Here is a 23,857-nt window from a genome sequence, read left to right as displayed (position 1 = left end):
GCCGCTCGCAGGAGAAGGTATTGTCAACTTGTTGGTGTGCGCCCACTAACGGGTGGAAGTGTTGTCTACTGACGTCGACGGAAGCAAGTAAACTGTGATAGAATCGGCAGCATGGGAGCACCAAAGAAAGCCGATTGGCGAGAAGAACGACGCAAACAAGCATGGAAACTGAAGCAACAAGGATGGCAACAAAAGGATATAGCCAAAGCACTAGGGGTAAGTAAGGGAGCCGTGAGCCAATGGATGAAACAAGCAAGAGAAGGCGGCATAGAAGCACTCAAAGCACATCCTCCTAAAGGCGTGAAGCCAAAACTGTCAATTGAGCAACAAGCGCAGATTCCTGGCTTGTTGGTGGAGGGGGCAGAAGCCTATGGATTTCGGGGAGATGTCTGGACAGGGAAGCGGATCGCGGAAGTGATCTATCGCAGCTTTGGTGTCCGTTACCATCCCGATCACGCCGGACGACTGTTACGAGAAGCTGGTTGGAGTCCTCAACAGCCAATCGAACGGGCGACGCAACGGAATGAAGAAGCTATCAAGCAGTGGTATGAAGATCGTTGGCCAGCGATTAAAAAAAAGCCGAAAACGAGAAATACACCATCCTCTGGGTAGATGAGGCTGGGTTCTATCTGCTGCCAATGGCGGTTCGTACTTGGGCTCCGCGCAGGCAAACGCCTCTTCTGCGCGTGAAACTGACACGGGATCACCTCTCCGCGATCAGTGGGATTACCCTGGATGGGCGGCTTTTCATGCAAGTGCGCCAGACCTCCTATGATGCGGAGGCAGTGGTCGGATTTCTGAAAGTGCTGTTGCGTAAGATCAGCGGCAAGGTCCTGATCATCTGGGATGGCTCTCCCATCCATCGCAACCATGAGATCAAGACCTTTCTCAAAACGAAGATGGGCAAACGACTGCATTTGGAGCAACTTCCAGGCTACGCTCCCGACCTCAACCCAGATGAGGGCATCTGGCAGTATCTCAAGCGCGTCGAGATGGGCAATCTCTGTTGTCGGGACCTCGATCACTTGTATCAAGAGCTGCTTCGAGCAAAAGAGCGATTACGTCACAAACGCGACATTATTCGTAGTTGTTCACTGCAATGCGGCTACTCAGTTTAGTTTCTTATCACGATGTCAGTAGAAGGACTCCATTTGGATAACGATGGAAGGGTGAAGCGGCATGCGTCGAGGAGTGGCACGCTTCGAGGTGTGAAGCCCGCTGACAATGTACCGATATCTGGAACCGACCAGAGAGATCGGGCTAACCCTGTGGCCTATGCTGACGCGAGGGTTGTGTTGCAAGAATAAAGCTGATCTGTTAGAGTGGGGAGATAAAGAACGGACGTGATGATGCCCATTATGGGGGGGATTGGTGTGGTGCAAGGGTTACGTGAGGAAGCAAGCGCAAGGGGAATTGCGCCGCCGCGCATGGTACTACTCACCGCAGCCAACATATGGCCTGAGTTATCTTTGCCTGTAGACGCTCTCATCTCTAAACCATTTCATATAGATCAGCTTGAGCAACTCATTCACCGCTTCCTTCCCTCACCAGCTTCCTCCTAGTTTCTCTCCTCACGTGGATACCTTCTCTGCTAGAGAGCAAGCAGAAAAACAAGATGAGCAAAGACGTACGCAACAGAAGGCCCGTTCTTTTGCCTTGTACCTCATCTGTTCTCAAAAATCAGCGAACCTGCGTAAGAGCTAATTAATGTGTCAGAACCATTGAATAGCGAAATGCCTTACAAGAGCTTCCGAAGAGCTTCTAGGCAAATCACGAAAAATGATATGAGTCAGGGAAAACGAAAAGTTATTCGACGATCAACATTTTTCGCTACGTTGACACTACCAAGTCAAGAATGCGCACGACTTGCCTGGGATCGTAGCGCCTCTTCGTCCTCATAGGAAACGAGACATGCCTCACGTTCAAAGGTGAGGTAGCTCCAGGCCCACTGAAAGAGCGTCACATACCGATTGCGAAACCCAATCAGGAAGAGGAGATGCACGAACGCCCAGATGAGCCAAGCTGGAAGGTTGTGTTGCAAGATGTTGCTGTTGGTGCGCCAGACACAAGATCGGGAAAGGCGAGAAGTTCCTCTGCTTACTCTCTTGGAAGAATTGGAATGCAGTGGAGTTGTTGATCCCGTGGAGTATCTTCATCAGTTGGTGCGTCAAGATCGTTTGCAGCAAGGCTTGGCTCCGGCCCTGGTTGCCTATGAGCGATTGCCATACTCTCATCTGGTGGGTATTCAAACCGCTGCGGCAAGAAGAGAACGCTGGCGTCGCGCGGTGTGGACCATCATGGGGTCTCGACATAAATTCCTCGATAGATTCCGCTAAGGGCGAGCAAGCAGTGAGATGTTTCTGACTTTTCCGCTAAGCCGGAAACAGCGCATTTGGCCCTTAAGTGTTTTTTTGACGAAAAGATACAATGTGCGATATAGTAGGCTTCTTCCGTGTAATTTAGAGAAATAAAACGTAGAGAGGCTATCAAACGTTTTGAAGCAAGAGATCTTGAAGGGAACGTGAGAGGAGGAAGCCAAGCGACCAACAGCAAACACCGTGATTGCTGGCTCCCCCATATAGGTGAGTATCGTTCCGCCACCTTGTATAGGGTGGCTTGCCATCAAAAGCGCGGTGGTCCCTGGTGAATACGCAGGCGGACCTGCTCAACCGTGTGACGAGGGTAGAAGTGCTCCAACCACCAGGTGGCACCTGCCTGGGCAAATGAGGCGACGTGTACCGCATCCTGCGCTTTGTCGATTCCGTTCGTCAGTCCAAAGGCAAGCGCCTCGAAAGGGTTTGTTTGCATCCTCTGGGCATGGGTATAGCCAAGGATCTCACGGAAGTCTTCCGGCGTGAGGGAACGTTCAAGTATCTGGGGGAAAACGCCATCGAACTTCGCTGCGCGGCGAAAAGGCTTTTTGTGGGGCCAGTTGCCCGCGATCCAGATTGGGATGCGAGGTTGCTGAACAGGTTTGGGCAGAAATTGCACCTGCGAGAGCTGATAATGCTGTCCCTCATAGCAGACCTCTTCACCACTCCAAAGCTGTGTCAGGACATCAAGCCCCTCATCGAGCATCTCTCCGCGAACTCTCGCATCAGTGGTCTCGCCAAAATCACGATATTCTCCGCTGCGGTCACTCCCTAGGCCAATACCAAGGATGAGACGCCCTCCAGAGAGCTGGTCGAGGGTGACGGTTTCTCGTGCCAGCTTCCAGGGACGATGGCGTGGCAACGCCGTGACCATTGGCCCCAGCTTAATGTGTTTGGTGCGCAATGCAATGGCAGCCAGTTGGATCCAGGGATCGGCGATGAGCAGCGGTTCTGACGTTCCAGTCAATTTGTAGTTAATGTGATCCCAGAGGAAGAATCCATCCCAGCCTGATTCTTCGGCTTCATGCGCCAGTTCGGCGACAAGATGCGGGTCACTGAATGGACCAAAGTGAGGGATATCAATGGCAAACTGCACAGGTTCGGATGCATCTGCGCTTTGTAGAAGGTCGTCCTGTCAGCCAAGTGACGACGGATTTTCTGGAGTGGATATGCAAACAGGTCCACGCACAGGGCAAGCAGGTCCTGCTGCTTATTTGGGATAACGCCTCCTGGCATGTGAGTAAGCAGGTCAGAACCTGGAGACGTGAGCACCATCAGACAGTGCTGCAAGAAGCCCGGACTGACACAGCAAGGGTGCGCATCATCCCCTGTTGGTTGCCAACCAAGAGTCCCTGGCTGAATCGGATCGAGCCGAAATGGGTTCACGGCAAACGAGCGATTGTTGAGCCCACTCGACTTTTGACAGCGAGCGAGCTCAAGCAGCGCGTCTGCGATTCTTTCTCCTATCCGTCAGAGGAGACTTTCCCTATCCAGGCCGTCTTCATGACGGAAAACAGAGATGCAAAGAACACAAACATTTCTCAGGGCAATCGCATTTCCATTTTGAGGTCAACTATTGACCTCATGCTCAAAAGGTGTTTCGATTCCCTCGGGGGCTGAACCTTTCCAGGCAAGGAACGAAGTTTCTAGGGAAGCTATTCTTTTTCTCCCAGTATTTCTGAAAAAGCGTCGTGCACCCTGCCGCCAGGAAGAAAAGGCTCACCATCGATAGCCAGATCTTGAAAGAAGCCGAGACGATTGCCCCAAGGGTCTTCAAAATTGAACCACGCGGCTAACCCTGGAATGCGCTCGATTTGGCTACAAGTGATGCCAAGCTCCCTTTGGACCCGCACCCGCTCGCTAGCCAGATCTTGCACTCCCAGATGCAGCCTGCCTGCAGGTTCGGGAGTACCTTCCGCGAGTTGAAGCCAGCTCGTAGGGACGAGTTCCCACTCTTTGAAATCCTCGTGCGGCTCAACATCGGGGTTGCGACCAAACAAACGGGCATAAAAATCTCGCCCCGCCTCGATATCCGGCACCTTAACCTGTTGAGTTATCCCTGTGAAACGACTCTGCGTTGGCATAAACACCTCTGGAAAATATTTTCTATTAAGAATATCACAAAGAAGGGATTGCCGACGTACCCAGCTTCTCGGTAGTTTGAAAGCGTTTCCGTCACGAGAACTACCCAGAAAGGATCAGTGGATAGAGCTTTGCCAATACAGCAAGCCCAATGCAGCAACCCATTGCCACTCGCCATAGCCTCTTCGAGCTGAGAGAACAAAGCACTGCCAGCACAGTCCAGAAGATCACAAGGGCATATTGATGCTCTTCAAGTGCAAACTCAATAATTGGTAATGGGCACCAAGCGTAAATAAGAACTCTGCGAGCGTCGATCCGCTTTTTCAAGAAGAGCAGCGTGAGAACTATACTCGTCAGAATATCGCAGAGCGCTAGCAAGCCTTTGAGACCAAGAGGTGAGCCGGGGGTCAGAGCGTAGCTCAGGAAAAAGAACAGTTCTGCTCCAGGTGGATATCGTGTAGGAAATTGGCGATACCCGACCAAGCTGTACATTCTATTGCGTAGTGGCATCAAAGCAGGATGATCAGGCGCATAGACATAGGGACTGTACCCATGCGCCTGTACATGTGCATCCCAGAGACCCACGTGTTGTGCAACGAGATAACCTCAAGGAAATGGAGAAACAGGGCTCCCATTGACCCACCATCTGAACGAAGGTCAAGAAAACGCTAATCATTAAATTGCATCCATTCAAGAAAAGCGGTCAGGTCAGATGGCATCAAGGCCAGAAACATCATCAGTGGCGACCGATTAGGCCGTGGCAAGCAGATCAAAGCCAAACGAGGAAGCAAAGATGGCTGGCAGTCCGTGAAGCGTGACGATCAGTCGAGGAGCATCCGCTGGACGGGCATTACGCGCCAGGCGCTGCTGCCAGGAGAGACGCCAATGAGCACGCTCAGCCCGGGTCAAGATCTTCTCAGCAGGCATTGTTGCGAGTGATAGCGAGAGCGGAGAGGAGCTTTCCAGGCAGATGGTTTGGCTGCGGACCACTTTGATCCAGGTTCGCCGGATGCTACAGCGTGACCAGTCGCGCCAGAGCACCGGAGCAAATGGAAAGAGGGCAGGTGGTGAGTCAGGAGGCGGCGAGGAATTCGAGTGAGACGGCCAGAGCACCGCACTCACCCATCGTGGTTTCAGCGTCGTGCTGCTTTCCTGGCACTGCGCCCGCAGAGGACAGGAACGACAATGGCCAATACGCGCGGCATACAAGACCCGCAGGGAACCATTGTGCTCGGGACGTCGCTCCTGGAGATAGAGCGGATGATTGGCAGGGCAACGCAGTGTGCCATCTGGTTGCGGAGTAAATGCGGAACCAGGGAAACCGTGCGTAAAAGATGGGCGTGCCCATCGCGGTGGACCATAGACGATGGCAGGAGGAGGTGCTTTCGCAGATCCAGTCTCGTCGATCGAGGAAGCTTTGGCTTCGTGCGCGGGAGCAAATTCAGTCGTGCGCAGTTCGGTTTGAGAGAGCTGCTGCCCCAGTTCCAGGCGGACATTCCATGCCCACTGCGCCAGGATTTGGGCAAATTCCTGGCCACACGGCGTATGAGAGTACCAACGATCCATCTCCTGCTCTTTGTCTTCATCAGCCAGCACGGTTTCAAATGAGCCACGATGCAGATAGAGATCCAGGACATCCGAGGCCGTAAACGCCGGGGAGGGAAGGGTGCTGACAAAGAGTTCGTAGATCATCCCGTCGCGCTCGACGCCAACGGCGGGGTCGGAGGAGGTTCCCGCATGCGTCGCGATGACCAAGCGCACCTCGGGTCCGGCTGGCGTCAAGGGCACGGACGCACAGTCATAGAGCGAGCGCTGCATGCCACTTTCGGGGTGTGTGCTGACCTGATCTGGAGCGCGCAGCAGCCGAGATTGCACCTGCTCCAAATCGAGCAGGTGGTAGGCCCGACTTCTCACAATCACGCTCAACTCAGCCGAGGAGGGGAGCCGCGTCACCATACAAGCCATCCAATCGTACAAGCATGAAGGCGGGAGCAACCCCCAGGTGCGTAGCGTAGCTGGTAATCACCCCAATCGCTCGTCGCAACTCCCCCCGGTAATCGCCGTTGCCAGGGCCGCCAAACGTGCCGAGCAGCTGATGCGTATGTGCCTGAAGCACAACTGTCCGGGTCCTCACCACTTCTCCTTGTTTCCTGCCGTGATAGCCCGGTGCGCAGACCTGATCAAACCGCCGATGAGGAGCAGGCAACGCGTCGGTCTGCGGCAACGCGCGTTGGCGGGCTGCTTGTCGGGTTCCATCGACATCAATCACCAGCCATTTCCGACCAGTTCGGTCAAACAAGCCCCAGGAGAGGGAAACGGCGATCGCGCCAACAGATCCTTTTGAAAGAGTGTCCGAAGCGCCTCCACACTTGCTTGATCAAGAGCCGAGAGATATCGGGACAGGGTGGAGCGATGAGGCAATTGATTGCGGCCAAAGAGGGCCATGAATTCGCTGGCGAACGGAGTAAGCTGGTCGTAAAACGCCAGAAGCGTCGGCTCACCCGAAAGGACATAGCCGATCAGCACAGCGACAAAATCGATGAGATCGTACTGACCAAAGCGTGCACGGGCGAAGCGCACCTGCTCCTGAAGCGCTTTCAGGATTCCCGTGTGTGAAAGCACCTGAGCAAAGGCTGCCACTTCTCCCATCCAGGAAGGGGTCGAGGGCAAGGGGTCCGGCGTCATCTGGATAGTTACCGAAGAACGCGTCATACTACGAGCGTATCCTCCTTGTGTCAATTTGGGCAACCTGTGAGATATATACGCTTTGTGCTAATAGTTTAGACAGCCAAGTCAGCTAACTTGAGAGGAGATCGCCCCCACAGCGTGTTGAGCATCATGCCAGCACTGTGAGCGGTGACCTTGACGGCAATGCGCGTGAAGAGTCCCCAAGCGCTCTTAGCATAGTGCTTGGAGAGGTGAAACTGCTCTTGCAATTGGCATTGACCGTTTCACAGATCAGGCGCAAGCGATTGAGCGCCTTTTGAGCCGCCGGAGAGCGCTTGGCGGGCTGGTTCGCTTTGACGGGAGCCAACAAGCGCAACGAGCAAGCGTGTTCCAGGTACTCCTGGAGCGCTTGATCATTGTAAGCCCCATCCCCAAGCAGTTGCTTGAGGTGATGGTCAACCGAGTCGAGCAGTTCCACTACGGGCTGATTGTCATAGTGACTGGCTGGAGTCAGCAAGAAGCCCAGAACCACGCCTGAGAGACTCACCAGGCTATGGAGCTTGCATCCAAAGCACTTCATCACTTTGCTGGTGCATACGCCATAGTCGGCAGAACCAGCGAAATCGCTCGTCTTCTGGCTGCGTTTGTAGCTGACACAGGGAACAGGGGCCGAGTCAATGGCAGCGGTCTCTTCCATTTGCAGGCCTCTTGCACCAGGTGCAAGCTGGCTCGAACGGCCAAGATGACCGCCCACAACGCCCGTTTGCGGCGATTGTAGCGGCTGCGTTCATTGAGCATAGGGAGGAAGGGCCGCAACTGCTCTTGGTACAACCGGAAGAAGTGATCTTCTCGTGGTTCTCCAATGAGTTCCTGATACAGGGCGATGGACACTACCTCGCTATCGGAAAGCTGTGGGGCGGGTTCGGGTCGCTCTAAGGCTTGCTGGATCACAACTGACCCTTTCATTGTGTCGTCAACTATGGTAAAAAGTGTGGTGAGAACTGTCGCTTTGTCTAGCATTCTGGTACGCTCCTTGTTTGTGTTTGCTTTTCAAACGGAAGCGTACTACAGTTCTCTTTTTTTGTCAGCAATTAGCACAAAGCATATTAGTAAGAATACAGAAGTAGGTACATAACGCACGTTATGGGCAGGTGTGCATGATCAGGGAATCTAATTCCTCAAAACCGATATAGGTGTCACCTGCTGTCCAGACCTGCTCGCTGCCTGACGCATGGGTGACGCCCTGCAGAATATTCCCATCAGTGCTAAGATTTGGACTTGTGACGATGTTCCAGCTTTTGCCATCCCAGTGCATTGTCAACGTATTAAGCGGAGCGATGGGATCGGAGCTGTTCATCTGCGCGCCAACCGCCCAGACATCATTGCTCGCAGACTCCGCAACACCGTAGAGTGACTGGATCAGGGTCGGGTTAGGCGTGGGAACTATGCTCCAGCTCTTGCCGTCCCAGTGTTGAGCCATTGTGGAGTATCCTATTACCCCCGAAGTATTGGACTGTCCAACTATCCAGATGTCGTTCGGGGACAGCGCCGCAATACCCCGATCCGCCGTGATGTTCTGCGGATTGGAACTGGAGGGTGATGCCCAGAAGAAGCTGCGCCGCGCGCAGCTCTCCGATGGCAACGACCTGGACGTGGAGGTGGCCGTGGTGGCCCTGGGCTCTCTGCGCAATACAGCGTGGTTACAGGGCGCTGGACTGGCCGCTGACGAACGCGGGGTGGTATGCGATGCGTCCTGTCGCGCCTTTGATGCCGATGGGGTGGTCACCGATGACATTTTCGTCGCAGGAGACGTGGCCCGCTGGCCCCACCCCCTCTATGACGGGCAACTCCTGCTGGTCGAGCACTGGAGCAACGCTGTCACCCAGGCTGAGACCGCGGCTCATAACATGCTGGCCAGTTCGGCGACGCGCTGCGCGCACAAACATCTGCCCTCCTTCTGGTCCAACCAGTTCGGGGTCAATATCAAGGCCATCGGTCTGCCCACCATTGCCGATACCATCGTCCTGACCCAGGGGTCGATCGAGGAGCGTCGCCTGGTCGCTGCTTACGGTCATCAGGGCCACATCGTCGCGGCGGTTGCCGTCAACGCGCCCAGGTCCTTACCAGCCTATCAAGGACTGATCGAGGCCCGTGCGCCGTTTCCGCCAGAGCTGCACGCCTCCAATGGGCCAACTGAGTTGCATCCCTTACTGGCAGGCTTTCCGAAGCGTGGACAGCCCACCCACGATCCGGGTGCCGTACCCACGGGTGCCGGCCCGAGTACACCGGAACAGAGGCTTACGGAAGAGGTACTCAAGCTCTTGGACCCGCGGGTCCCACGGGATGCGCAACGAGAATCATAGCTGAACAATAGAGCTGGCAGCCATGCAAAGAAAGGTGAACAGCCAGCACCCACGTGACGATGGTCGCAGTTGCGGTATCAGCCGGACCCACTCAAGGCTGCACGTCCGGAGCCATCAGATCCAGCAAGCACTGAAATGCTTGAGATTGCCACTTGCTCTGCAGGTACATCACCTGGGTATAGAGATGGCTCTCGTGAATGAATGGAATTGCCTGGAGCTTTCCCTGTGCAACTTCTTGCTGCACCGTCACGCACGGCAAGAAGGCGATGCCCAGTCCGCACATGACGCATTGCTTGATGGCTTCGAGACTGCCAAATCCACAGACAATATGGTGAGGAATATGAGACTGTCTGAGCGTGCGGAGCAAGAAGGCCCGATAGGTACACCCCTCTTCGGTGAGGATAAAATGCGCATGCGCGAGATCCTGGACGGTAATCTCCGACAACTGGCTGTAGGGAGAGTCTGGCCGGACAATCACGGCAAACGCCTCTTTGCGGAGCGGGAGACACGCCAGCTCTGGATCTGCAGAGCGGCGATCAAGAATCAGACCGAGATCGCACTCTCCTTCTTTCACCGCCCGCACAATCGAAGCTTCGTTGCCAGCATGCAAGGCCAACGTGATTCGGGGATACCTCTCGCGAAACATCTGGAGAATCGGGGGCAGGTAGAAGGCCGCCAGCGTTTCAATGGTGCCAATCGTCAGCGTGCCGGTTTGTTGTTCTGAGAGTTGTGTTTTGGCCTCGGCCTGCAAGGCTAAGATCTGCCGAGCGTAGGGCAGGAGCACCTCCCCGGCCTGGGTTGGCTGCATTGTTCGGCCAGCGCGTTCAAACAAGACCACTCCATACTGCTCTTCTAATTTCTGAATCTGCGTGGTCACACTCGATTGGGCATAGCCTAAGGCTTCTGCGGCTCGCGTAAAGTTCCCCCACTTCGCCACCTCACAGAAGGTTTGCAAGTAAATAAAATCCATCAGGCGCTCTCCATCAAAGATGTTGATACTTCCCATCAAAAAGTATAGCTACCAGCGATGGAAAAGTCTATGGTAGAGTACAGATGCACCATGCGGTGCGTCTTCGTCCAATTCTTACGACAGCACAAGGAGTGTATCGCTATGACTACAACTACCTCCCATTTTTCGTTAGTCCTGGAGACGCCGCCAGCCAGTCCCGAAGAAGCCCACTACCATTTTCTCTCCAAACTCTCGGTCGAAACGGACGCCTCTGATGTGATGTTGGATCTGCAGCGTGGGCAGCGCGGCTTTCTGCTCATTGATGCCCGCGGCAGCCAGGATTTCGAGGAATGCCACATTCCCGGAGCCATCAGCCTGCCATACCGCAAGATTACCGCCGAGTCTACCGCCCATCTCTCCAAAGAACTGCCTATGGTGACCTATTGCTGGTCCCCCGCTTGCAATGCCGCCACGAAGGCCGCAGCCAGACTAAGCGCGCTGGGTTTCCAGGTCAAAGAGATGCTCGGAGGGATTGAATACTGGCGGCGCGAAGGCGGGCCAGTGGAGGGGACGCTTGGGGAGCAGGCCCCGCTCATTCGGTAGCGGGCATCACATTGCATGCCTTTCCACCCCTTTTCCGTCCCTCCTTTTGCAGAGGCATGATCCTGACCTGCTGATCTTCACGGCACTGCGAAGGAAAACGTTTCCCGTCCGCGCGGGTATCAAGCCATCCAACCCAGTGCTTGATACCCGACGCTGCGAAAGAAAGGTTTGAAGATGATTACGTGTTATTTACATTACATCATTGATCCGTACAAAGTGGCAGATTTCGAAGCCTACGCACGCCTGTGGATTCCGCTAGTGAACCGCTTTGGAGGAAACCACCATGGGTATTTTCTCCCTCATGAGGGAGCGAACAATATTGCCATCGCGCTCTTCAGTTTTCCCAGCCTGGCTGCCTATGAAACCTATCGGCAACAGATACTGACCGATGAGGAATGCCAGGCGGCATTCGCCCTCGCTGAAACGACTCGTTGCATCCTCAGTTACGAACGTGCCTTTCTGCGCCCCATTCTTGGAAGCGGCGAAGATGCTTCTAACGCCGAAGAGGACCCAGCCCATGCTTGACTACGAGAGGTGCTGCGTTCGCCCCATTTCCCGCCATGATCTCGAAGCAGTAATCGATTTGTGCGGAGAACATGCTGCCTATGAAGGTGCTCGATATGACCCACAGGGCAAAGTGGAGGCCCTTGCCCGTGCCCTCTTCGCAACTCCCCCACGCTTGTACGCCTGGGTCGTCGAGCAAGGCGGTCACCTGCTGGGATACGCCACGGCGACCCAGGAGTTTTCCACCTGGGATGCCGCTTCCTTTCTGCATATGGATTGCCTCTACCTGCGAGAAGAAGCTCGCGGCATGGGATTGGGGCGTCTGCTCATGATGGAAATCGCTCGCCTGGCGCGCCAGCTCGGCTGCGTCAATGTGCAGTGGCAAACGCCGGAGTGGAATGAACACGCGATCCGCTTTTACCAGCGGCTGGGAGCGATCGGCAAACAGAAAGTCCGCTTTGTTTTCGCAAGAGAGGCGTTTGACACGTTTCTTGCAACGGAAAGGGGAAAAAACACATGTCCGCCTTGCTCCGACTGATCCAGGAGATCGAACAGTTTCCAGAGGAGATTCGCACAATGCGGGTCTCACCACAGGTGCGTCCAGAGGAGATCCGGACGGAACTCGCGCGTCGCTATTCCTTCGACACGCCCGTCCCGCTGGACATCCTCACCGAAGACGTGATCTGTTTGCTGCGGGAGGGATCAGTCCATGTCACCCATCCCCGCTATTTTGGGCTGTTCAATCCAAGCGTGCGGCAGGCCAGTATTCTCGCGGACGCGCTGGTGGCACTGTACAACCCGCAACTCGCCGCCTGGTCGCATGCGCCGGCAGCCAATGAACTGGAGCAAGTAACCCTGCGCCGTTTCGCGCGGGCACTGGGCTTCGATACGCAGACACTCCACACGAATTTCACGACTGGGGGAGCGGAAGCAAACTTGTCCGCAGTGCTCGCTGCCCTGGTAAGCCGCGTCCCAGAATGGAGCGAAGCGGGTCTCTTCGGACAACATCGTCGGCCTGCGATCTATCTGACCAGCGAGACACATCATTCTTTCGTGAAGATAGCGCGCATGACTGGCCTGGGCACCGATACGCTGCGTGAGATTCCCACAGACAGCCGTTTGAGGATGGATATCGATGCCCTCCAGTCTCAGATCGAGGCTGATCGTGCTTCAGGCTGGACCCCGCTGCTGCTTGTAGGGACAGCTGGGACCACGAGCGCCGGGATTGTCGATCCCCTGGAGCAGCTTTCGGAGGTCGCCACAGCACATGGACTCTGGTTCCATGTCGATGCTGCTTGGGGAGGCAGCGCTGTGCTCTCTCCGCAGCTAAGGGACATAGTTGCAGGCATTGAACAAGCCGACTCCATTACATGGGATGCTCACAAATGGCTCAGTGTGCCGATGGGAGCGGGGATGTTCTTTTGTCGTCATCCCGAAGCGGTTGCACGCGCCTTTGCCATTACCACCTCGTATATGCCAGATGCAGTTGCTGATGATACGGTCGATCCCTACGCGACGACTGCGCAATGGTCGCGTCGGGCCATTGGTCTCAAGGTCTTCATGGCCCTGGCCGAGTTGGGCACGGGCGGCTACGCAGAGCTGATCGAGCACCAGGCCCACCTAGGGGATTCCTTGCGCGAACGGCTACGTCAGCTTGGCTGGAACGTGGTCAATGACACGAAGTTGCCAGTAGTCTGTTTTACCCATCCCGATATCAGGCAAGGAAGGCGTTCGACCAGTGAGATCCTTCACACCATCTCTGAGCGTGGCCGTGTCTGGATCTCAGATGTGGTGCTGGGCAACCAGGAGCGCGTCCTGCGAGCCTGCATCACCAGCTTCCACACCAATGAGTCGGATCTTACCTGTTTGCTGGAGGAGATCGAATATGCACGTCAACAGAAACGGTAGCGAAACATGGACCTGATACCAACGCATCGCTTTCTCCCGTGCCGCCAGGCCAGGCAAGCCATTCAGCAGGGAAGCGATCCATAGGTATCTCGGAAGTCATGAGTACCTATCCGTCTCGCGGGAGCTACGGATACCAGAGGCAGATCTTTGCAAACGAGGAGGAGACCTCCTCATATGACGCATGCTTCGGTACACATCCAGATGACGCCGGAGTCCAAACCCGCCCTGCCATCCTGGATGGGAGAGGTGGCAGTTTTTGCACAGGTCCTCGCGCATGCGGGAATCCTCAAAGCCATCGCTGAACAGGTGCGCTTCGCATGCGCCCGTTTTGGTCAATACGACCTCATCGATTTTGTTGCGGCGCTGATCGGCTATGTGATTTCAGGAGAGCCGACTCTGCAGGCCTTTTACGAACAGCTCGCTCCTTGGGCCGAGCCGTTCATGGCTTTGTTTGGGCGAAATCGGTTGCCCCATCGCTCGACCTTGTCCCGGTTTCTTGCTGACCTTGATCAGCCGACCGTGGAAGCCCTGCGCACGCTCTTTCACAAGGACCTGCTTGCGCGCAAACCGTTTCCCTCTCCTGGGGGCCTGTTCGACCGGGCAAGCGGGCAGTGGCTTGTCGTCGATGTGGATGGAACACGACAAGCGGCCCGCCAACGGGCGCTGCCGCAGACCGATGCCTTGCCTGCTCCTCATCGTCGGTTTGATCAGGTGTGTGCACCGGGCTATCACGGAAGGAAGCGAGGAGAAGTTATTCGTACCCGGACAGTGATTCTCCTGGCTCATACACATCAGTTTCTTGGCACGTTTGGTGGCCCCGGCAACGGGGATTACAGAGGCGAACGTGCGACACGAAAGTCGCTCTTTTGGCTGTCTCGACGGTTCTTCCGTCATGAGACCTCCTGCTTCACCAGGAGTATCCTACCCAGACATGCGGTGTGGTAACGCAACCGTGTGAAGCTCTGGGGACAATGAAGCCGCAGCCGAAAGGCTGGCATCGGAATCGCGAGAAGACGATGCAACTGCAAGCATCAATGCTGTAAGGAGCTAGGATTGAGTGGAATGGTTAGCGCATGCAAACACCTGCTTAAACGTCGTAACGGTAAACAAGCCAAAGATGCTGACAGGCTTGACCCAAAATGGGAACGGAGGTGGTAGGGGAGCTGTTCGCTCTCCCCTCGTGAACACACAAACCTCCCGGCGGAAAGGGTGAACCTTCCCCACTCTGGCAAAAGAACGAAACGTGGTAAGCCCATATTTCTCCTGGCAACAGGAAAGCGACCCGCGAGGGAAGCCGATGGGAATGTGGGTACAAGAGGATGGAGAAAGCAAAGGCCACTCGGTAATCGAGCGGATAGGGGTTGAGTGATAAGCAAGATCACCCCACGCGAAAGCGGGCAGACTTCCATCTGGTCCTCTCTCACAAGAACACTGACAAACCGATCAAGGAGGCAAAGCAGATCACGGTTGCACAAACTGGTGCGGCCTCCCACGACCTCGTGGCAGGATGGCACGACCTTGACTGGAAGGCTATCACCCACAACGTGCGTCGGCTTCAGGCGAGGATTGTGAAGGCGACAAAGAAAGGCAGGTGGGGCAAAGTGAAAGCTTTGCAACGCTTGTTAACCCACTCGTTTAGCGGCAAAGCCTTTGCTGTTCGACGAGTGACAGACAACGATGGGAGCACGACTCCTGGAGTCGATCAGGTAATCTGGGACACTCCAGAAAAGAAATCACAGGCGGTAGTCGCGCTCAAGCAACGAGGATACAATCCTCAACCGCTCAGGCGCGTCTACATACCTAAGCGAAATGGCAAGAAACGCCCATTAGACATCCCTTGCATGCAGTGTCGTGCTATGCAGGTTCTCTACCTCCTGGCTCTTGACCTGGTGGCGCAGACGCAAGCAGATCACGGCTCCTATGGGTTTCGCAAAGAACGATCAATCGCAGACGCGATCGCGCACTGTTTCAATATCTTTGCACAACAAACCTCAGCGCAATGGGTGCTGGAAGGCGACCTCAAAGGCTGCTTCGACGCGATTTCTCATACGTGGCTCTACACCCATATTCCAATGGAAAAAGCGATGGTACAGAAATGGCTCAAAGCTGGATTCATGGAAAAACACATTCTCTACCCTACAAATGCAGGAACTCCTCAAGGAGGGAGTTGCTCACCCGTACTCGCAAATAGGACGCTCGATGGCCTGGAGCGTGCGTTGAAGGAAGCTATTCCTCCAACAACGCGGAAAGGGAAATTAGCGAAAATTCATCTTGTACGGTATGCCGATGACTTCATCATTTCAGGAGAATCAAAAGAGATCCTGGAACAAAAGGTGAAGCCATTAGTGGAAGGGGTTCTGCGTGAACGAGGTCTGGAACTATCTCAGGAAAAGACGATCATCACGCACATTGAGAATGGATTTGACTTCCTCGGACAACATGCACGCAAGTACCAGGGGAAGCTTCTCATCAAGCCAGCCAGGAAAAACGTGCAAGCGCTCTTAGAGAACGTCCGAAAGGTCATCAAGGATCACAAGCAAGCCACAGCAGGAAGACTCATCGCCAAATTGAATCCGATCATTGGGGGATGGGCGATGTATCACCGGCATGTGGTAAGTTCAAAGACCTTTAGCTACGTGGATCATGCCATTTTTGAGATGCTCTGGCAATGGGCGAAACGAAGACACCCCGCGAAAGGACGACGATGGGTGAAAGACAAATACTTTCACGAAGTCGGCACTCGCAAGTGGGTCTTCTCAGGGGAAGTCGAAGGAAAGACGGGGGAGATGCTGACCATCCACCTGGTGGGAGCCAGCAGAATCTCCATCCGACGACATTATCTGATCAAAGGCGCAGCCAATCCGTATGACCCAGAATATGAAGCCTACTTCGACGCTCGTTTGGGCGCGAAGTGGAATGAACACTGGCTCAAACGGCGAAAGCTGATTGCCTTGTGGAGAGAGCAGGAAGGGAAGTGTCCGATCTGTGACCAGAAAATTACGAAGGAAAGCGGATGGAGTTTGTCTCACATTCATCCTCGTGTCTATGGGGGAACGGACACCCTGTCGAATCTGCTCCTGCTCCACCCCTACTCTCATGAGCGAGTACGCTACCAGAAGTTGAAAAGAACGAAGCCGGGTGCCGACAAGGTGCCTTGAGAGGGCTTGAGCTGTATGCGCCGAAAGGTGCTCGTACAGTTCTTAGGGGGCTGGCGGGCAGTAATGCCCGCCCGGCTACCCGATTGCGACGAGCGGTCGGGGTAATCACCAGTTATGCGACACAGCTTGGGCTTTCTCCCGCCTCCATCCTCGTGCGGTTAGACGGGTTGTATGGCGACGCTGCGCCTCTGCTTGATGTGCTCTCGGCTGGTCTCAGTGTCGTTACCAGAAGTCGTGCCTACCACCTGCTGGATCTAGAGATGGTGAAGTCTCGACTGCTCCGTGCCCCAGATCATGTGAGCACTCATCCAGAGAGCGGTATGCAGCGCTCTCTTTACGATTGTGCGTCCGTGCCCTTGACGCCCAGTGGACCCGAGGTGCGCCTGGTGGTCGCGACCCATGCGGGAACCTCTTCATCTCCCGCTGTGGGTACTGAGCGCGATGGGATGGTCTACGAGTTGTTTGTCAGTACGCTTCCCTCCCTGATGTTTACGGCTTCGGATGTGCTCGATCTGTACCTGCATCGCGGCTCGTTTGAAACCGTCCTGGCCGATGAGGACGAGGAGCAAGATATGGATCGCTGGTACTCCCATACCCCCTACGGCCAGGAAACGGTGCCAGGAGAGTAACACGACGCTGAAACCCCGGCGAGTGAGTGCGGTGCTGTGGCCGCTCTCCTCTTCTCGTTCGGATTCCTCGCCTCCTCCCGATACGACTAGAACACCGCCTGCTTCTGCTCCAATGCTCTGGCGCGACTGGCCGCGCTGTAGCATCCGGCGAACCTGGCTCAAAGTGGTTCGCAGCCAAACCGTCTGCCTGGAAAGCTCCTCTCCGCTCTCGCCATCACTCGCAAAAGCGCCCACCGAGAAGGTCTGGACCCGAGCGGAGCACGCGCATTGGCGTCTCTCCTGGCAACAGCGCCTGGCGCGCAATGCCCGTCCAGCGGACGCTTCCCGACTGGTCGTCACACTTCACGGACTGCCAGCCACCTTTGCTTCCTCTTTTGGCTTTGATCTGCTTGCTACTGCCTAACCACCGCCACGGATGGTGTTTCTTGCCTCGACGCTGCTCTTTCCTGATGGCTTTTCTTTGATGGATGCAATTCGATGATCAGCGCCTTTCTCGACCTTCGTTCTGATGCTGGGTCAATGGGGGTTCTGGTGACCCATTTGCTTGAGGTTATCTCGTTGCGCAACACGTGGGCACGAGCGTTACAAGATCCACAGCAGATGGACAAGGCTCTACGCGGTGCCCTGGCTCTGCTCGAGAGCATCGAAGGGAGATACCATCATGCCGACAGAACCATCCTTCACCATGTGTTTTCTTGGAGAGGCGGTTTTCCGTTGTACATAAGCGCTGCAACGGAGAGCCCTAAAAGCAGCCCCTGAAAGGGCCCGGGGCAGATGCTCATTGCTCCTGGCCTCTCCGAGAAACGCACGTATTGCATACACACACTTTTTTTATAGCTTGTTCCAACCGATGTGACAGAAGAGGGATCATCTCCATTGCATGATATTTCTTGAGGTTCAAAGCGGGAAAACATCTTTGTCACCAGGGATGGGGATATGTGAAAGGGAGACAGACAGCATGATGTTCAATCCACAAAGCAGCGAGTCAAGCATGCTCACATCGCGTGAAACGCTCCTTAGCACGCTTGAGACGCTTCCTGATGCGTTGTTTGTCGTCGATGACGCCACCACGATTGTGTATGCCAATGCCAGCGCGCAGACCATGCTCGGCGCATCACGAGAGCAATTCCTGGGGAACCCCTTCTGGCGCTGCGCTCCACAACTGGTGAGCACCGCGCTCTACCAGGCCGTCCAGAAGACCACCCAGACCCGAGTACCAAGCGAAGTGGAGTATGTTTCTCCCGTGACCCAGACCTGGCTGCACGTGCAACTCGCTCCGACGGTTGGGGGGGCTTCTGCTGCAGTTTCACCAGGGGAGAGCAGCAAGAACAGCAGCCCAACGCCAGGAGACGTTTCCCCAAGGCAAGCGTCTCTACATCGATGACCTGAATGGCTTGCATACCAGGATCGGGGTCTTGACCCCCGAGGGGATTGTGTTGGAGATCAATGAGGTCCCGTTAGACGATGCGCACATCCGACGTGAGGAGGTGATTGGCAAACCGCTCGCCGAAGCCCGGTGGTGGTCCTGTTCTCCTCCCAGTCAAGAGCAGCTCCGCGCCGCCATCGCGCGAGCCAGCAGGGGAGAAACCGTGCGTTTCGAGACGGTGGTTCACCCCAGGGAAGGGATGGACCTTCACCTTGAGGCAACGATCATTCCCCGCAGGGACGTGGACCACCACGTCAAGTACCTCGTCTATGTCGGGACCGACATCACTGAGCGCAAGCGCGCCGAAGCGGAAATCCATGCCCTCATCGATGCTATCCCCCAGCTGGTCTGGACCGGGCGATCCGACGGCTCTCAGGACTCGTGTAATCAACGCTGGCGCGACTATACCGGCCTGAACACCGAAGAGGCCCAGGGGGAGGGATGGATGCAGTGTCTGCATCCTGAGGACCGGCAACGCGTCCGCTCCGCGTGGCAGCGCGCCGTCCAGACCGGCTGGGTGTATGAAACGGAACTGCGCCTGCGCCATGGGACGACCGGGGAGTATCGCTGGTTCTTAGCCCGCGCCATGCCGGTACATGATGAAAGAGGCCAGATCATCAAATGGTTTGGCACCAACACCGACATCGAGGACCGGAAACAGGCCGAGCAGCAACTCAAAGAAAGCCGGGAGCACTTGCGCGTGCTCGCCGAAACGGTGCCGCAGTTGGTGTGGAGCACAGGACCGGACGGCTTGACGGAAGACTGGAATCAACGGTTTGCGAACTATTTCCATGCGACGCCAGAGCAGTTACGAGGGTATGGCTGGCGTCAGTTCCTGCATCCAGAGGAGTATGACCACGTGCGCGCAGTCCGGGATCGCTCACTGGAAACGGGTGAACCCTATGAGAAAGAATACGTGTGCAAAGATGGCAGTCGCCTTCCCGTGCTCGTGGGCGGGGTCCTCTTACAGCATCACTCATTCCAGGTGATTACCTTTGTGCTGGATAACTCGGCGCGCAAGGAACTGGAACAACGCAAGGATGATTTTATTAGCATGGCCAGCCATGAACTGAGGAACCCCCTCACCGCTTTGAAACTGCACACGACCTTGCTGCACCGGCAACTGACGAAGCAAGGCCTCCAGGCTTCGGCGCTTTCCAGCATGCAAACCCAGATCAACAAACTCACCCGGCTGGTGGAAGACTTGCTGGATGTCTCCAAAATCCAGGCGGGCAAGCTCGAGTATCAGCAGGAATCGGTGGATCTCGATGCTTTGCTGCGGGAGATCGTCGACACCATGCAGCAAACGCATCCCAGCCATACCATCCTGGTGCGGGGTACCGTGCAAGCCATCCTGCTTGGGGATCGAGACCGGCTGGGACAGGTCTTCACCAACCTGCTCAGTAATGCTATCAAGTATTCTCCTCATGCCCAGACTATCGAAATGGATCTCTCCGTCTCCGAAGATGCGGTCACGATCCGTGTGCAGGATCACGGCCTGGGCATCCCACGAGAGCAGCGCGACAAGATTTTTGAGCGCTTCTATCGGGTCGCTGATCCCAGGCAGAAGGCGATCCCCGGCCTGGGCATGGGGTTGTACATTGTCGCGGAGATTGTGAAACACTATGGGGGGACCATCACCGTCGAAAGCGAACCGGGAAAAGGGTCAACTTTTCAGGTGATGCTTCCCCGGAAAAGAACACGAGGAACGCACATGAAGACTTCCCAACAACAGGTGTGCAGCGAGGGTGGCGTTGTCAAGAGTATTCTCATTGTCGAAGATGATCCCGTGCTTGGGAACCTGCTGCTGGAAACGTTACAGTAGGAGACGACCTATCAAGGCTATCTTGCTTCAAGTGGCGAGAGAGCGCTGATGATGCTTTCAACCATCACGCCTGCGTTGTTTCTGCTCGATTACCAACTCCCCGGGATGAATGGGCTGGAACTTGCCGAGCACCTGCGTCGCCGAGAAGGTGGGAAGCAGTGCCCCATTCTCCTCATGAGTGCTGATTTGCCACAAGGAAACGGTGCCCTAGGTCATCTGAGAACACTGCAGAACCCCTTTGACCTGGAGGCACTATTGCAACTGATCGCAGAACTGCTTGTCCTTTAAGGAGATTCGTTTTTAAAATAGGATACAGAGGCTATCATGCTCTCCTTCTGTGAGCGTGACGACCTCTGTGGTTTCTAGAAAATCAGAACAAAAGACGTGACGCATTTATTTTGCTCTGGTTTTCTAGAATCACCTGTTGAGCACCTGTACACATGCTGTTAGTGTCACAACACCTCCTCTCAATAGTGCCTCCCTCTCAATGGTTTGGAAGAAGCAAAGGCCATTATTGATGAGTGTGGCGCTCTTCTGGAGTACACAAGAAATATCACCTTTCGTTTGCTTCCTCCAAAACAGCACCACACACTCCAATGCAAACTCAGCATTACTCCAGTGCAAAGTCACATCTACTCCAGTGCAATTACACAATCTACACCACCAAACCTCCTACTCCCGTGTGCTGGCATCCCTTTGGGAATAACCAGGTTTTCCCATCCAGCGCTGAACCATAGACGACCGAGCACACCTGGTAGACCTCCCTGCGCATGCCACCAATGATCTCAACTGCGCGCCATCCCCACTCCTGCTCTCGTCGCTCTGGTTGAACCGCAGCGGGGTAACCCTCCACGTACTCCGCAATCCAACACAATTTCTGGCCCAGCAAACTGGCACGCAACTGCTCGATACTCCTCCTGCGAAATGGCTCCTCAGGAGGAAGACTCAGCGCACGATAGTACTGCCGCTCGCGCGTCTGGATCGCCTGCAATGTCGTATCTATGATCTCTTGGTGCTTTGGCGTCATCGAGAGTTCCTTGCTTCGTCACCAGCTCAAGGCTATTCCTGGCTCTACCAGGAACGTTCTCTGCTGCTCTCTCGTCGTGTGGGAGACACACCACACACCTACGCTTCATACTCACTCTACAAGCCGTCCTAGACGTGTCTTTTCTTGTCTGAGACAGGTCTCATCCTTCTTCTTCTATCGTATGTCCTTCCGGAAGCGCTTCCTCTCGCAGTCCCAACCTCACACTGGCTCATTTTTCTGGCGAGACTGGAGCAGACGGCACCAGCGACGGACCTGTTTGCATCTCCACTGTCAACATCTGGACATCCAGATGGGGCCAGAGGGGTTCTACTACGATACCGAACTGAAAATGATTCCTGCACTCAAACCCCGCCTGGTATTCGTGCCCAATGTGGGTATGCTCAAAGGGGTCTTTGAAGACAAAGAAACCAGTGAACTGCTTGTGACAATTCACTGGTCGCAACGGAACCGACGGGATTCTGCATATTTCCAACAACACTGCGTGACAGGTTGCTATTTCAGCTGAGCGGAAGGGCCGCTAGATGGATAGACGATGGATGAGCTGTCGCCAGGATAGACGATGGATGAGCTGTCGCCAGGATAGACGATAGATGGGCTGTCGCCAGGATAGGCGATGGATGAGCTGTCGCCAGGATAGACGATAGATGGGCTGTCGCCAGGATAGGCGATGGATGAGCTGTCGCCAGGATAGACGATGATAGGAGCGAGTCCACCCAGGATAGGTCATATTGAGGAGGCCAGCACCATGCGGGTAGGCGACCTGGGGGGTCGAGTTCTGCGGAACGGCAGCGGGGGAGCTAGCACCATGCGAGGAGGCGACCTGGGGGGTCGAGTTCTGCGGAACGGCAGCAGGGGAGCTAGCGCCATCCGAGGAGGCGACCTGGGGGGTCGAGTTATGCGGAACGGCAGCGGGGGAACTAGCACCATGTGGATAGCCGATAGATGGATGTAACGAGGGTGCATAGTGCGTTGCCGTTTGCTGGGTGATAGCGAGGGAGTGGGCAAGCAGGATCATGCTGGCCAGGAGAGCAACGATGAGGAGCATTCCCTGCAGTTGCCTATGATGTTGACGAGCAAACATGATGGTTCGTCGTATGTGCAGTTGCCTATGATGTTGACGAGCGGACATGATGGTTCGTCGTATGTAATGTAAAAGATAGGACATATCTGCTCCTTTCGTGTGGTCGTGTAAGGAACATGAAACGGGACGCACGGTGCTATCCCGGAGAAGTTTAGATAACCTCTATATTTCAATTATAGTGGGACATACTTCCCCCTAATTGGGTATGTACTTGAACGCGCTGAACCCACGGATTGCGCAACGAGATTGCAGCAGCATACAGTTGGTAGAGTGCGAAACGGCTTCAGAAGCCATCTTGGCCACAGCATTTGCTTGTTGACAAGAGGGGGGAATGTCACTTCTTCACAGAAAGCATAACAGCAATGAAGGACGTTCGAGAGCCACTTCAGTCATAGATACATCTCGTTGTGTACAACTTTCCGTCATCGCCTCCCCAGGCGGGGTCCCCTCCTCAAAACGGCTGAGATTGGCGAGAGAAAAGCTGAGAGAAGAGAGCACAATCAGAGGGGGTGGAAGCAGAAGGAGTTAAGGAACAGATGCCTCTTTCGCACTATCAGCAGATCCCTCCTGGTTTTTACTCGGCCTGAAGACAAAGCTCTTCTTGCGCTTAGCTCATTGCACATCTCGTAAGCCAGGCAACCCCTCTGTTCAAGCAGCACTGAAACGGAGGGGAGGTGGTCGTGCTCGTGACCTCGATCGCGCTGGAGCAGCAACCATCAGGTCAGCATGTTCTCCAGGATCCACCGGGTCTGGTCATGGTAGGTCGTCCAGTCGCGACGTACCATCTCAAGACCAATGTCGTCCTGGGGCGGATGTTCCCTGTTCGTATCGCTCATGCCACAAATCCCTTCATTCCATCAGGCTGCGTCTGGGCATTCTCCTTGATACTCCCCAGCCTTCCCTTCGGCTCGTTGCGCATTTCAAACAGGATCATTGCGAAAAATGGCAATAGAATGCCGCTCTTGTACAGATCGTTGCACCTCTACTTTGAAAAAGGCCTGTTGCCTTGCTCGCTTGTGAACGTGAGGGGGTCATGAACACGGTTGTGGCGCTTGCCCTGTGTGGGACAATCCTTCTCGGTGGGTTCGGATTCTGGGCCAGGGGAAATCACACCGCCGCACCCACCGCTTCCCCTGCGGCCGTTCAAGCCACGCGCTTCGAGAAAAAAAGAGCAAGTCACAAGGACTCACTCTTTCGCCAAAAACATGGATCACACCCAACATATGTGTGGGGTTTAGTCTG

General features: G+C 55.1%; 26 protein-coding genes and 2 pseudogenes. 16 read left to right on the top strand and 12 right to left on the bottom strand.

Annotated features, from left to right (window positions below):
• Positions 1-111: 111 nt before the first annotated feature.
• The 3 genes from JMJ16_RS53810 to JMJ16_RS08455 all read left to right on the top strand — a co-directional run bounded on the left by JMJ16_RS53810 (position 112) and on the right by JMJ16_RS08455 (position 1,562).
• Positions 112-612, top strand: coding sequence for an IS630 family transposase (locus tag JMJ16_RS53810; protein ID WP_236601123.1), 501 nt, complete (start codon positions 112-114; stop codon positions 610-612).
• Between the two features lie 26 nt (positions 613-638).
• Positions 639-1,118: a transposase gene (locus JMJ16_RS53805; protein WP_236601122.1), complete on the top strand. Its 480-nt coding sequence runs from the start codon at positions 639-641 to the stop codon at positions 1,116-1,118.
• A 228-nt stretch (positions 1,119-1,346) separates the two neighbouring features.
• The gene (locus JMJ16_RS08455; RefSeq protein ID WP_236601280.1) at positions 1,347-1,562 is read left to right on the top strand and encodes a hypothetical protein; all 216 of its coding nucleotides are present in this window, start codon (positions 1,347-1,349) and stop codon (positions 1,560-1,562) included.
• Between the two features lie 287 nt (positions 1,563-1,849).
• Here the strand turns inward: JMJ16_RS08455 and JMJ16_RS08450 are convergent, their stop codons facing one another.
• Positions 1,850-2,041, bottom strand: coding sequence for a hypothetical protein (locus JMJ16_RS08450; RefSeq protein ID WP_201380239.1), 192 nt, complete (start codon positions 2,039-2,041; stop codon positions 1,850-1,852).
• Between the two features lies 1 nt (position 2,042).
• Here JMJ16_RS08450 and JMJ16_RS08445 point away from each other — a divergent pair, with 1 nt between their 5' ends.
• A complete protein-coding gene (locus JMJ16_RS08445) occupies positions 2,043-2,336 on the top strand; it encodes a hypothetical protein (protein ID WP_236601279.1) in 294 nt (97 codons plus the stop codon).
• A 286-nt stretch (positions 2,337-2,622) separates the two neighbouring features.
• On the opposite strand, the gene JMJ16_RS08440 is transcribed toward JMJ16_RS08445, so the two are convergent.
• A complete protein-coding gene (locus JMJ16_RS08440; protein WP_201380235.1) occupies positions 2,623-3,468 on the bottom strand; it encodes an LLM class flavin-dependent oxidoreductase in 846 nt (281 codons plus the stop codon).
• Positions 3,469-3,476: 8 nt separating this feature from the next.
• Here JMJ16_RS08440 and JMJ16_RS08435 point away from each other — a divergent pair, with 8 nt between their 5' ends.
• Positions 3,477-3,992 carry a transposase gene (locus tag JMJ16_RS08435; RefSeq protein ID WP_236601278.1) on the top strand — a complete coding sequence of 172 codons (516 nt, stop codon included), beginning with the start codon at positions 3,477-3,479 and terminating at the stop codon, positions 3,990-3,992.
• 35 nt (positions 3,993-4,027) lie between these two features.
• On the opposite strand, the gene JMJ16_RS08430 is transcribed toward JMJ16_RS08435, so the two are convergent.
• The 7 genes from JMJ16_RS08430 to JMJ16_RS08410 all read right to left on the bottom strand — a co-directional run bounded on the left by JMJ16_RS08430 (position 4,028) and on the right by JMJ16_RS08410 (position 8,601).
• Positions 4,028-4,456: a VOC family protein gene (locus JMJ16_RS08430; RefSeq protein ID WP_201380233.1), complete on the bottom strand. Its 429-nt coding sequence runs from the start codon at positions 4,454-4,456 to the stop codon at positions 4,028-4,030.
• 748 nt (positions 4,457-5,204) lie between these two features.
• Positions 5,205-6,410 (bottom strand): hypothetical protein, encoded by a 1,206-nt coding sequence (locus JMJ16_RS53800; protein ID WP_236601277.1) that lies wholly within the window; start codon positions 6,408-6,410, stop codon positions 5,205-5,207.
• On the bottom strand, positions 6,382-6,723 hold the full coding sequence (locus JMJ16_RS53795) for a hypothetical protein (RefSeq protein ID WP_236601276.1): 342 nt from the start codon (positions 6,721-6,723) through the stop codon (positions 6,382-6,384). The genes JMJ16_RS53800 and JMJ16_RS53795 overlap by 29 nt, the downstream gene beginning before the upstream one ends.
• A complete protein-coding gene (locus JMJ16_RS53790) occupies positions 6,720-7,166 on the bottom strand; it encodes a hypothetical protein (protein WP_236601275.1) in 447 nt (148 codons plus the stop codon). Before JMJ16_RS53790 ends, JMJ16_RS53795 begins: the two co-directional genes overlap by 4 nt.
• 124 nt (positions 7,167-7,290) lie before the next feature.
• Positions 7,291-7,818: a transposase gene (locus tag JMJ16_RS08420; RefSeq protein ID WP_201380231.1), complete on the bottom strand. Its 528-nt coding sequence runs from the start codon at positions 7,816-7,818 to the stop codon at positions 7,291-7,293.
• Positions 7,701-8,141, bottom strand: a complete 441-nt coding sequence (locus JMJ16_RS08415; protein WP_201380222.1) for a hypothetical protein — start codon at positions 8,139-8,141, stop codon at positions 7,701-7,703. Before JMJ16_RS08415 ends, JMJ16_RS08420 begins: the two co-directional genes overlap by 118 nt.
• Positions 8,142-8,262: 121 nt before the next feature.
• Positions 8,263-8,601, bottom strand: coding sequence for a hypothetical protein (locus tag JMJ16_RS08410; protein ID WP_201380220.1), 339 nt, complete (start codon positions 8,599-8,601; stop codon positions 8,263-8,265).
• 1 nt (position 8,602) lies between these two features.
• Between JMJ16_RS08410 and JMJ16_RS08405 the strand changes: the two genes are divergently transcribed.
• Complete coding sequence (locus JMJ16_RS08405; protein ID WP_236601274.1) at positions 8,603-9,484, top strand: oxidoreductase C-terminal domain-containing protein; 882 nt, start codon at positions 8,603-8,605, stop codon at positions 9,482-9,484.
• A 91-nt stretch (positions 9,485-9,575) separates the two neighbouring features.
• On the opposite strand, the gene JMJ16_RS08400 is transcribed toward JMJ16_RS08405, so the two are convergent.
• Entirely contained in the window at positions 9,576-10,454 is an 879-nt protein-coding gene (locus JMJ16_RS08400; RefSeq protein WP_201380218.1) for a LysR family transcriptional regulator, read from the bottom strand.
• A gap of 141 nt (positions 10,455-10,595) precedes the next feature.
• Here JMJ16_RS08400 and JMJ16_RS08395 point away from each other — a divergent pair, with 141 nt between their 5' ends.
• The 10 genes and pseudogenes from JMJ16_RS08395 to JMJ16_RS53780 form a co-directional block, all read left to right on the top strand.
• Positions 10,596-11,036, top strand: coding sequence for a rhodanese-like domain-containing protein (locus JMJ16_RS08395; protein ID WP_201380216.1), 441 nt, complete (start codon positions 10,596-10,598; stop codon positions 11,034-11,036).
• Positions 11,037-11,210: 174 nt separating this feature from the next.
• Entirely contained in the window at positions 11,211-11,561 is a 351-nt protein-coding gene (locus tag JMJ16_RS08390; protein WP_201380214.1) for an NIPSNAP family protein, read from the top strand.
• Positions 11,554-12,078, top strand: coding sequence for a GNAT family N-acetyltransferase (locus JMJ16_RS08385; RefSeq protein ID WP_201380212.1), 525 nt, complete (start codon positions 11,554-11,556; stop codon positions 12,076-12,078). The genes JMJ16_RS08390 and JMJ16_RS08385 overlap by 8 nt, the downstream gene beginning before the upstream one ends.
• Positions 12,057-13,448, top strand: coding sequence for an aminotransferase class V-fold PLP-dependent enzyme (locus JMJ16_RS08380; RefSeq protein WP_201380210.1), 1,392 nt, complete (start codon positions 12,057-12,059; stop codon positions 13,446-13,448). Before JMJ16_RS08385 ends, JMJ16_RS08380 begins: the two co-directional genes overlap by 22 nt.
• Positions 13,449-13,622: 174 nt before the next feature.
• Complete coding sequence (locus JMJ16_RS08375) at positions 13,623-14,393, top strand: hypothetical protein (RefSeq protein WP_236601273.1); 771 nt, start codon at positions 13,623-13,625, stop codon at positions 14,391-14,393.
• A gap of 416 nt (positions 14,394-14,809) precedes the next feature.
• A complete protein-coding gene (gene ltrA, locus JMJ16_RS08370; RefSeq protein WP_236601272.1) occupies positions 14,810-16,606 on the top strand; it encodes a group II intron reverse transcriptase/maturase in 1,797 nt (598 codons plus the stop codon).
• The gene (locus JMJ16_RS53785) at positions 16,603-17,235 is read left to right on the top strand and encodes a hypothetical protein (RefSeq protein WP_236601271.1); all 633 of its coding nucleotides are present in this window, start codon (positions 16,603-16,605) and stop codon (positions 17,233-17,235) included. Before ltrA ends, JMJ16_RS53785 begins: the two co-directional genes overlap by 4 nt.
• Before the next feature lie 22 nt (positions 17,236-17,257).
• Positions 17,258-17,638, top strand: a complete 381-nt coding sequence (locus tag JMJ16_RS08360) for a hypothetical protein (protein WP_201380208.1) — start codon at positions 17,258-17,260, stop codon at positions 17,636-17,638.
• A gap of 558 nt (positions 17,639-18,196) precedes the next feature.
• Positions 18,197-20,486, top strand: a pseudogene (locus tag JMJ16_RS08355) (PAS domain S-box protein).
• Positions 20,487-20,519: 33 nt separating this feature from the next.
• Positions 20,520-20,774 (top strand): annotated as a pseudogene (locus tag JMJ16_RS53780) (response regulator); the annotation flags it as partial.
• A 367-nt stretch (positions 20,775-21,141) separates the two neighbouring features.
• Here JMJ16_RS53780 and JMJ16_RS08345 read toward each other — a convergent pair.
• Positions 21,142-21,513 (bottom strand): hypothetical protein, encoded by a 372-nt coding sequence (locus JMJ16_RS08345; RefSeq protein WP_201380206.1) that lies wholly within the window; start codon positions 21,511-21,513, stop codon positions 21,142-21,144.
• A gap of 538 nt (positions 21,514-22,051) precedes the next feature.
• Complete coding sequence (locus tag JMJ16_RS08340) at positions 22,052-22,699, bottom strand: hypothetical protein (protein WP_236601268.1); 648 nt, start codon at positions 22,697-22,699, stop codon at positions 22,052-22,054.
• Positions 22,700-23,857: the final 1,158 nt, after the last annotated feature.

The organism is Ktedonobacter sp. SOSP1-52 (assembly GCF_016587395.1).
The sequence above is the reverse complement of the archived record's forward strand: the minus strand, read 5'-3'. Positions and strand labels throughout refer to the sequence as shown.

What these genes read in the sequence shown, in the direction of transcription:
- JMJ16_RS08390 (WP_201380214.1), top strand. Translation starts at nt 11,211, where the DNA reads ATGATTACGTGTTATTTACATTACATCATTGATCCGTACAAAGTGGCA.
- JMJ16_RS53805 (WP_236601122.1), top strand. Translation starts at nt 639, where the DNA reads ATGGCGGTTCGTACTTGGGCTCCGCGCAGGCAAACGCCTCTTCTGCGC.
- JMJ16_RS53790 (WP_236601275.1), bottom strand. Translation starts at nt 7,166, where the DNA reads ATGACGCGTTCTTCGGTAACTATCCAGATGACGCCGGACCCCTTGCCC.
- JMJ16_RS08430 (WP_201380233.1), bottom strand. Translation starts at nt 4,456, where the DNA reads ATGCCAACGCAGAGTCGTTTCACAGGGATAACTCAACAGGTTAAGGTG.
- JMJ16_RS08445 (WP_236601279.1), top strand. Translation starts at nt 2,043, where the DNA reads ATGTTGCTGTTGGTGCGCCAGACACAAGATCGGGAAAGGCGAGAAGTT.
- JMJ16_RS08380 (WP_201380210.1), top strand. Translation starts at nt 12,057, where the DNA reads ATGTCCGCCTTGCTCCGACTGATCCAGGAGATCGAACAGTTTCCAGAG.
- JMJ16_RS53800 (WP_236601277.1), bottom strand. Translation starts at nt 6,410, where the DNA reads ATGGTGACGCGGCTCCCCTCCTCGGCTGAGTTGAGCGTGATTGTGAGA.
- JMJ16_RS08345 (WP_201380206.1), bottom strand. Translation starts at nt 21,513, where the DNA reads ATGACGCCAAAGCACCAAGAGATCATAGATACGACATTGCAGGCGATC.
- JMJ16_RS08410 (WP_201380220.1), bottom strand. Translation starts at nt 8,601, where the DNA reads ATGGCTCAACACTGGGACGGCAAGAGCTGGAGCATAGTTCCCACGCCT.
- JMJ16_RS08340 (WP_236601268.1), bottom strand. Translation starts at nt 22,699, where the DNA reads ATGTCCTATCTTTTACATTACATACGACGAACCATCATGTCCGCTCGT.
- JMJ16_RS08395 (WP_201380216.1), top strand. Translation starts at nt 10,596, where the DNA reads ATGACTACAACTACCTCCCATTTTTCGTTAGTCCTGGAGACGCCGCCA.
- JMJ16_RS08435 (WP_236601278.1), top strand. Translation starts at nt 3,477, where the DNA reads ATGCATCTGCGCTTTGTAGAAGGTCGTCCTGTCAGCCAAGTGACGACG.
- JMJ16_RS08375 (WP_236601273.1), top strand. Translation starts at nt 13,623, where the DNA reads ATGACGCATGCTTCGGTACACATCCAGATGACGCCGGAGTCCAAACCC.
- JMJ16_RS08400 (WP_201380218.1), bottom strand. Translation starts at nt 10,454, where the DNA reads ATGGATTTTATTTACTTGCAAACCTTCTGTGAGGTGGCGAAGTGGGGG.
- JMJ16_RS08455 (WP_236601280.1), top strand. Translation starts at nt 1,347, where the DNA reads ATGATGCCCATTATGGGGGGGATTGGTGTGGTGCAAGGGTTACGTGAG.
- JMJ16_RS08420 (WP_201380231.1), bottom strand. Translation starts at nt 7,818, where the DNA reads ATGGAAGAGACCGCTGCCATTGACTCGGCCCCTGTTCCCTGTGTCAGC.
- JMJ16_RS53810 (WP_236601123.1), top strand. Translation starts at nt 112, where the DNA reads ATGGGAGCACCAAAGAAAGCCGATTGGCGAGAAGAACGACGCAAACAA.
- JMJ16_RS08385 (WP_201380212.1), top strand. Translation starts at nt 11,554, where the DNA reads ATGCTTGACTACGAGAGGTGCTGCGTTCGCCCCATTTCCCGCCATGAT.
- JMJ16_RS08415 (WP_201380222.1), bottom strand. Translation starts at nt 8,141, where the DNA reads ATGCTAGACAAAGCGACAGTTCTCACCACACTTTTTACCATAGTTGAC.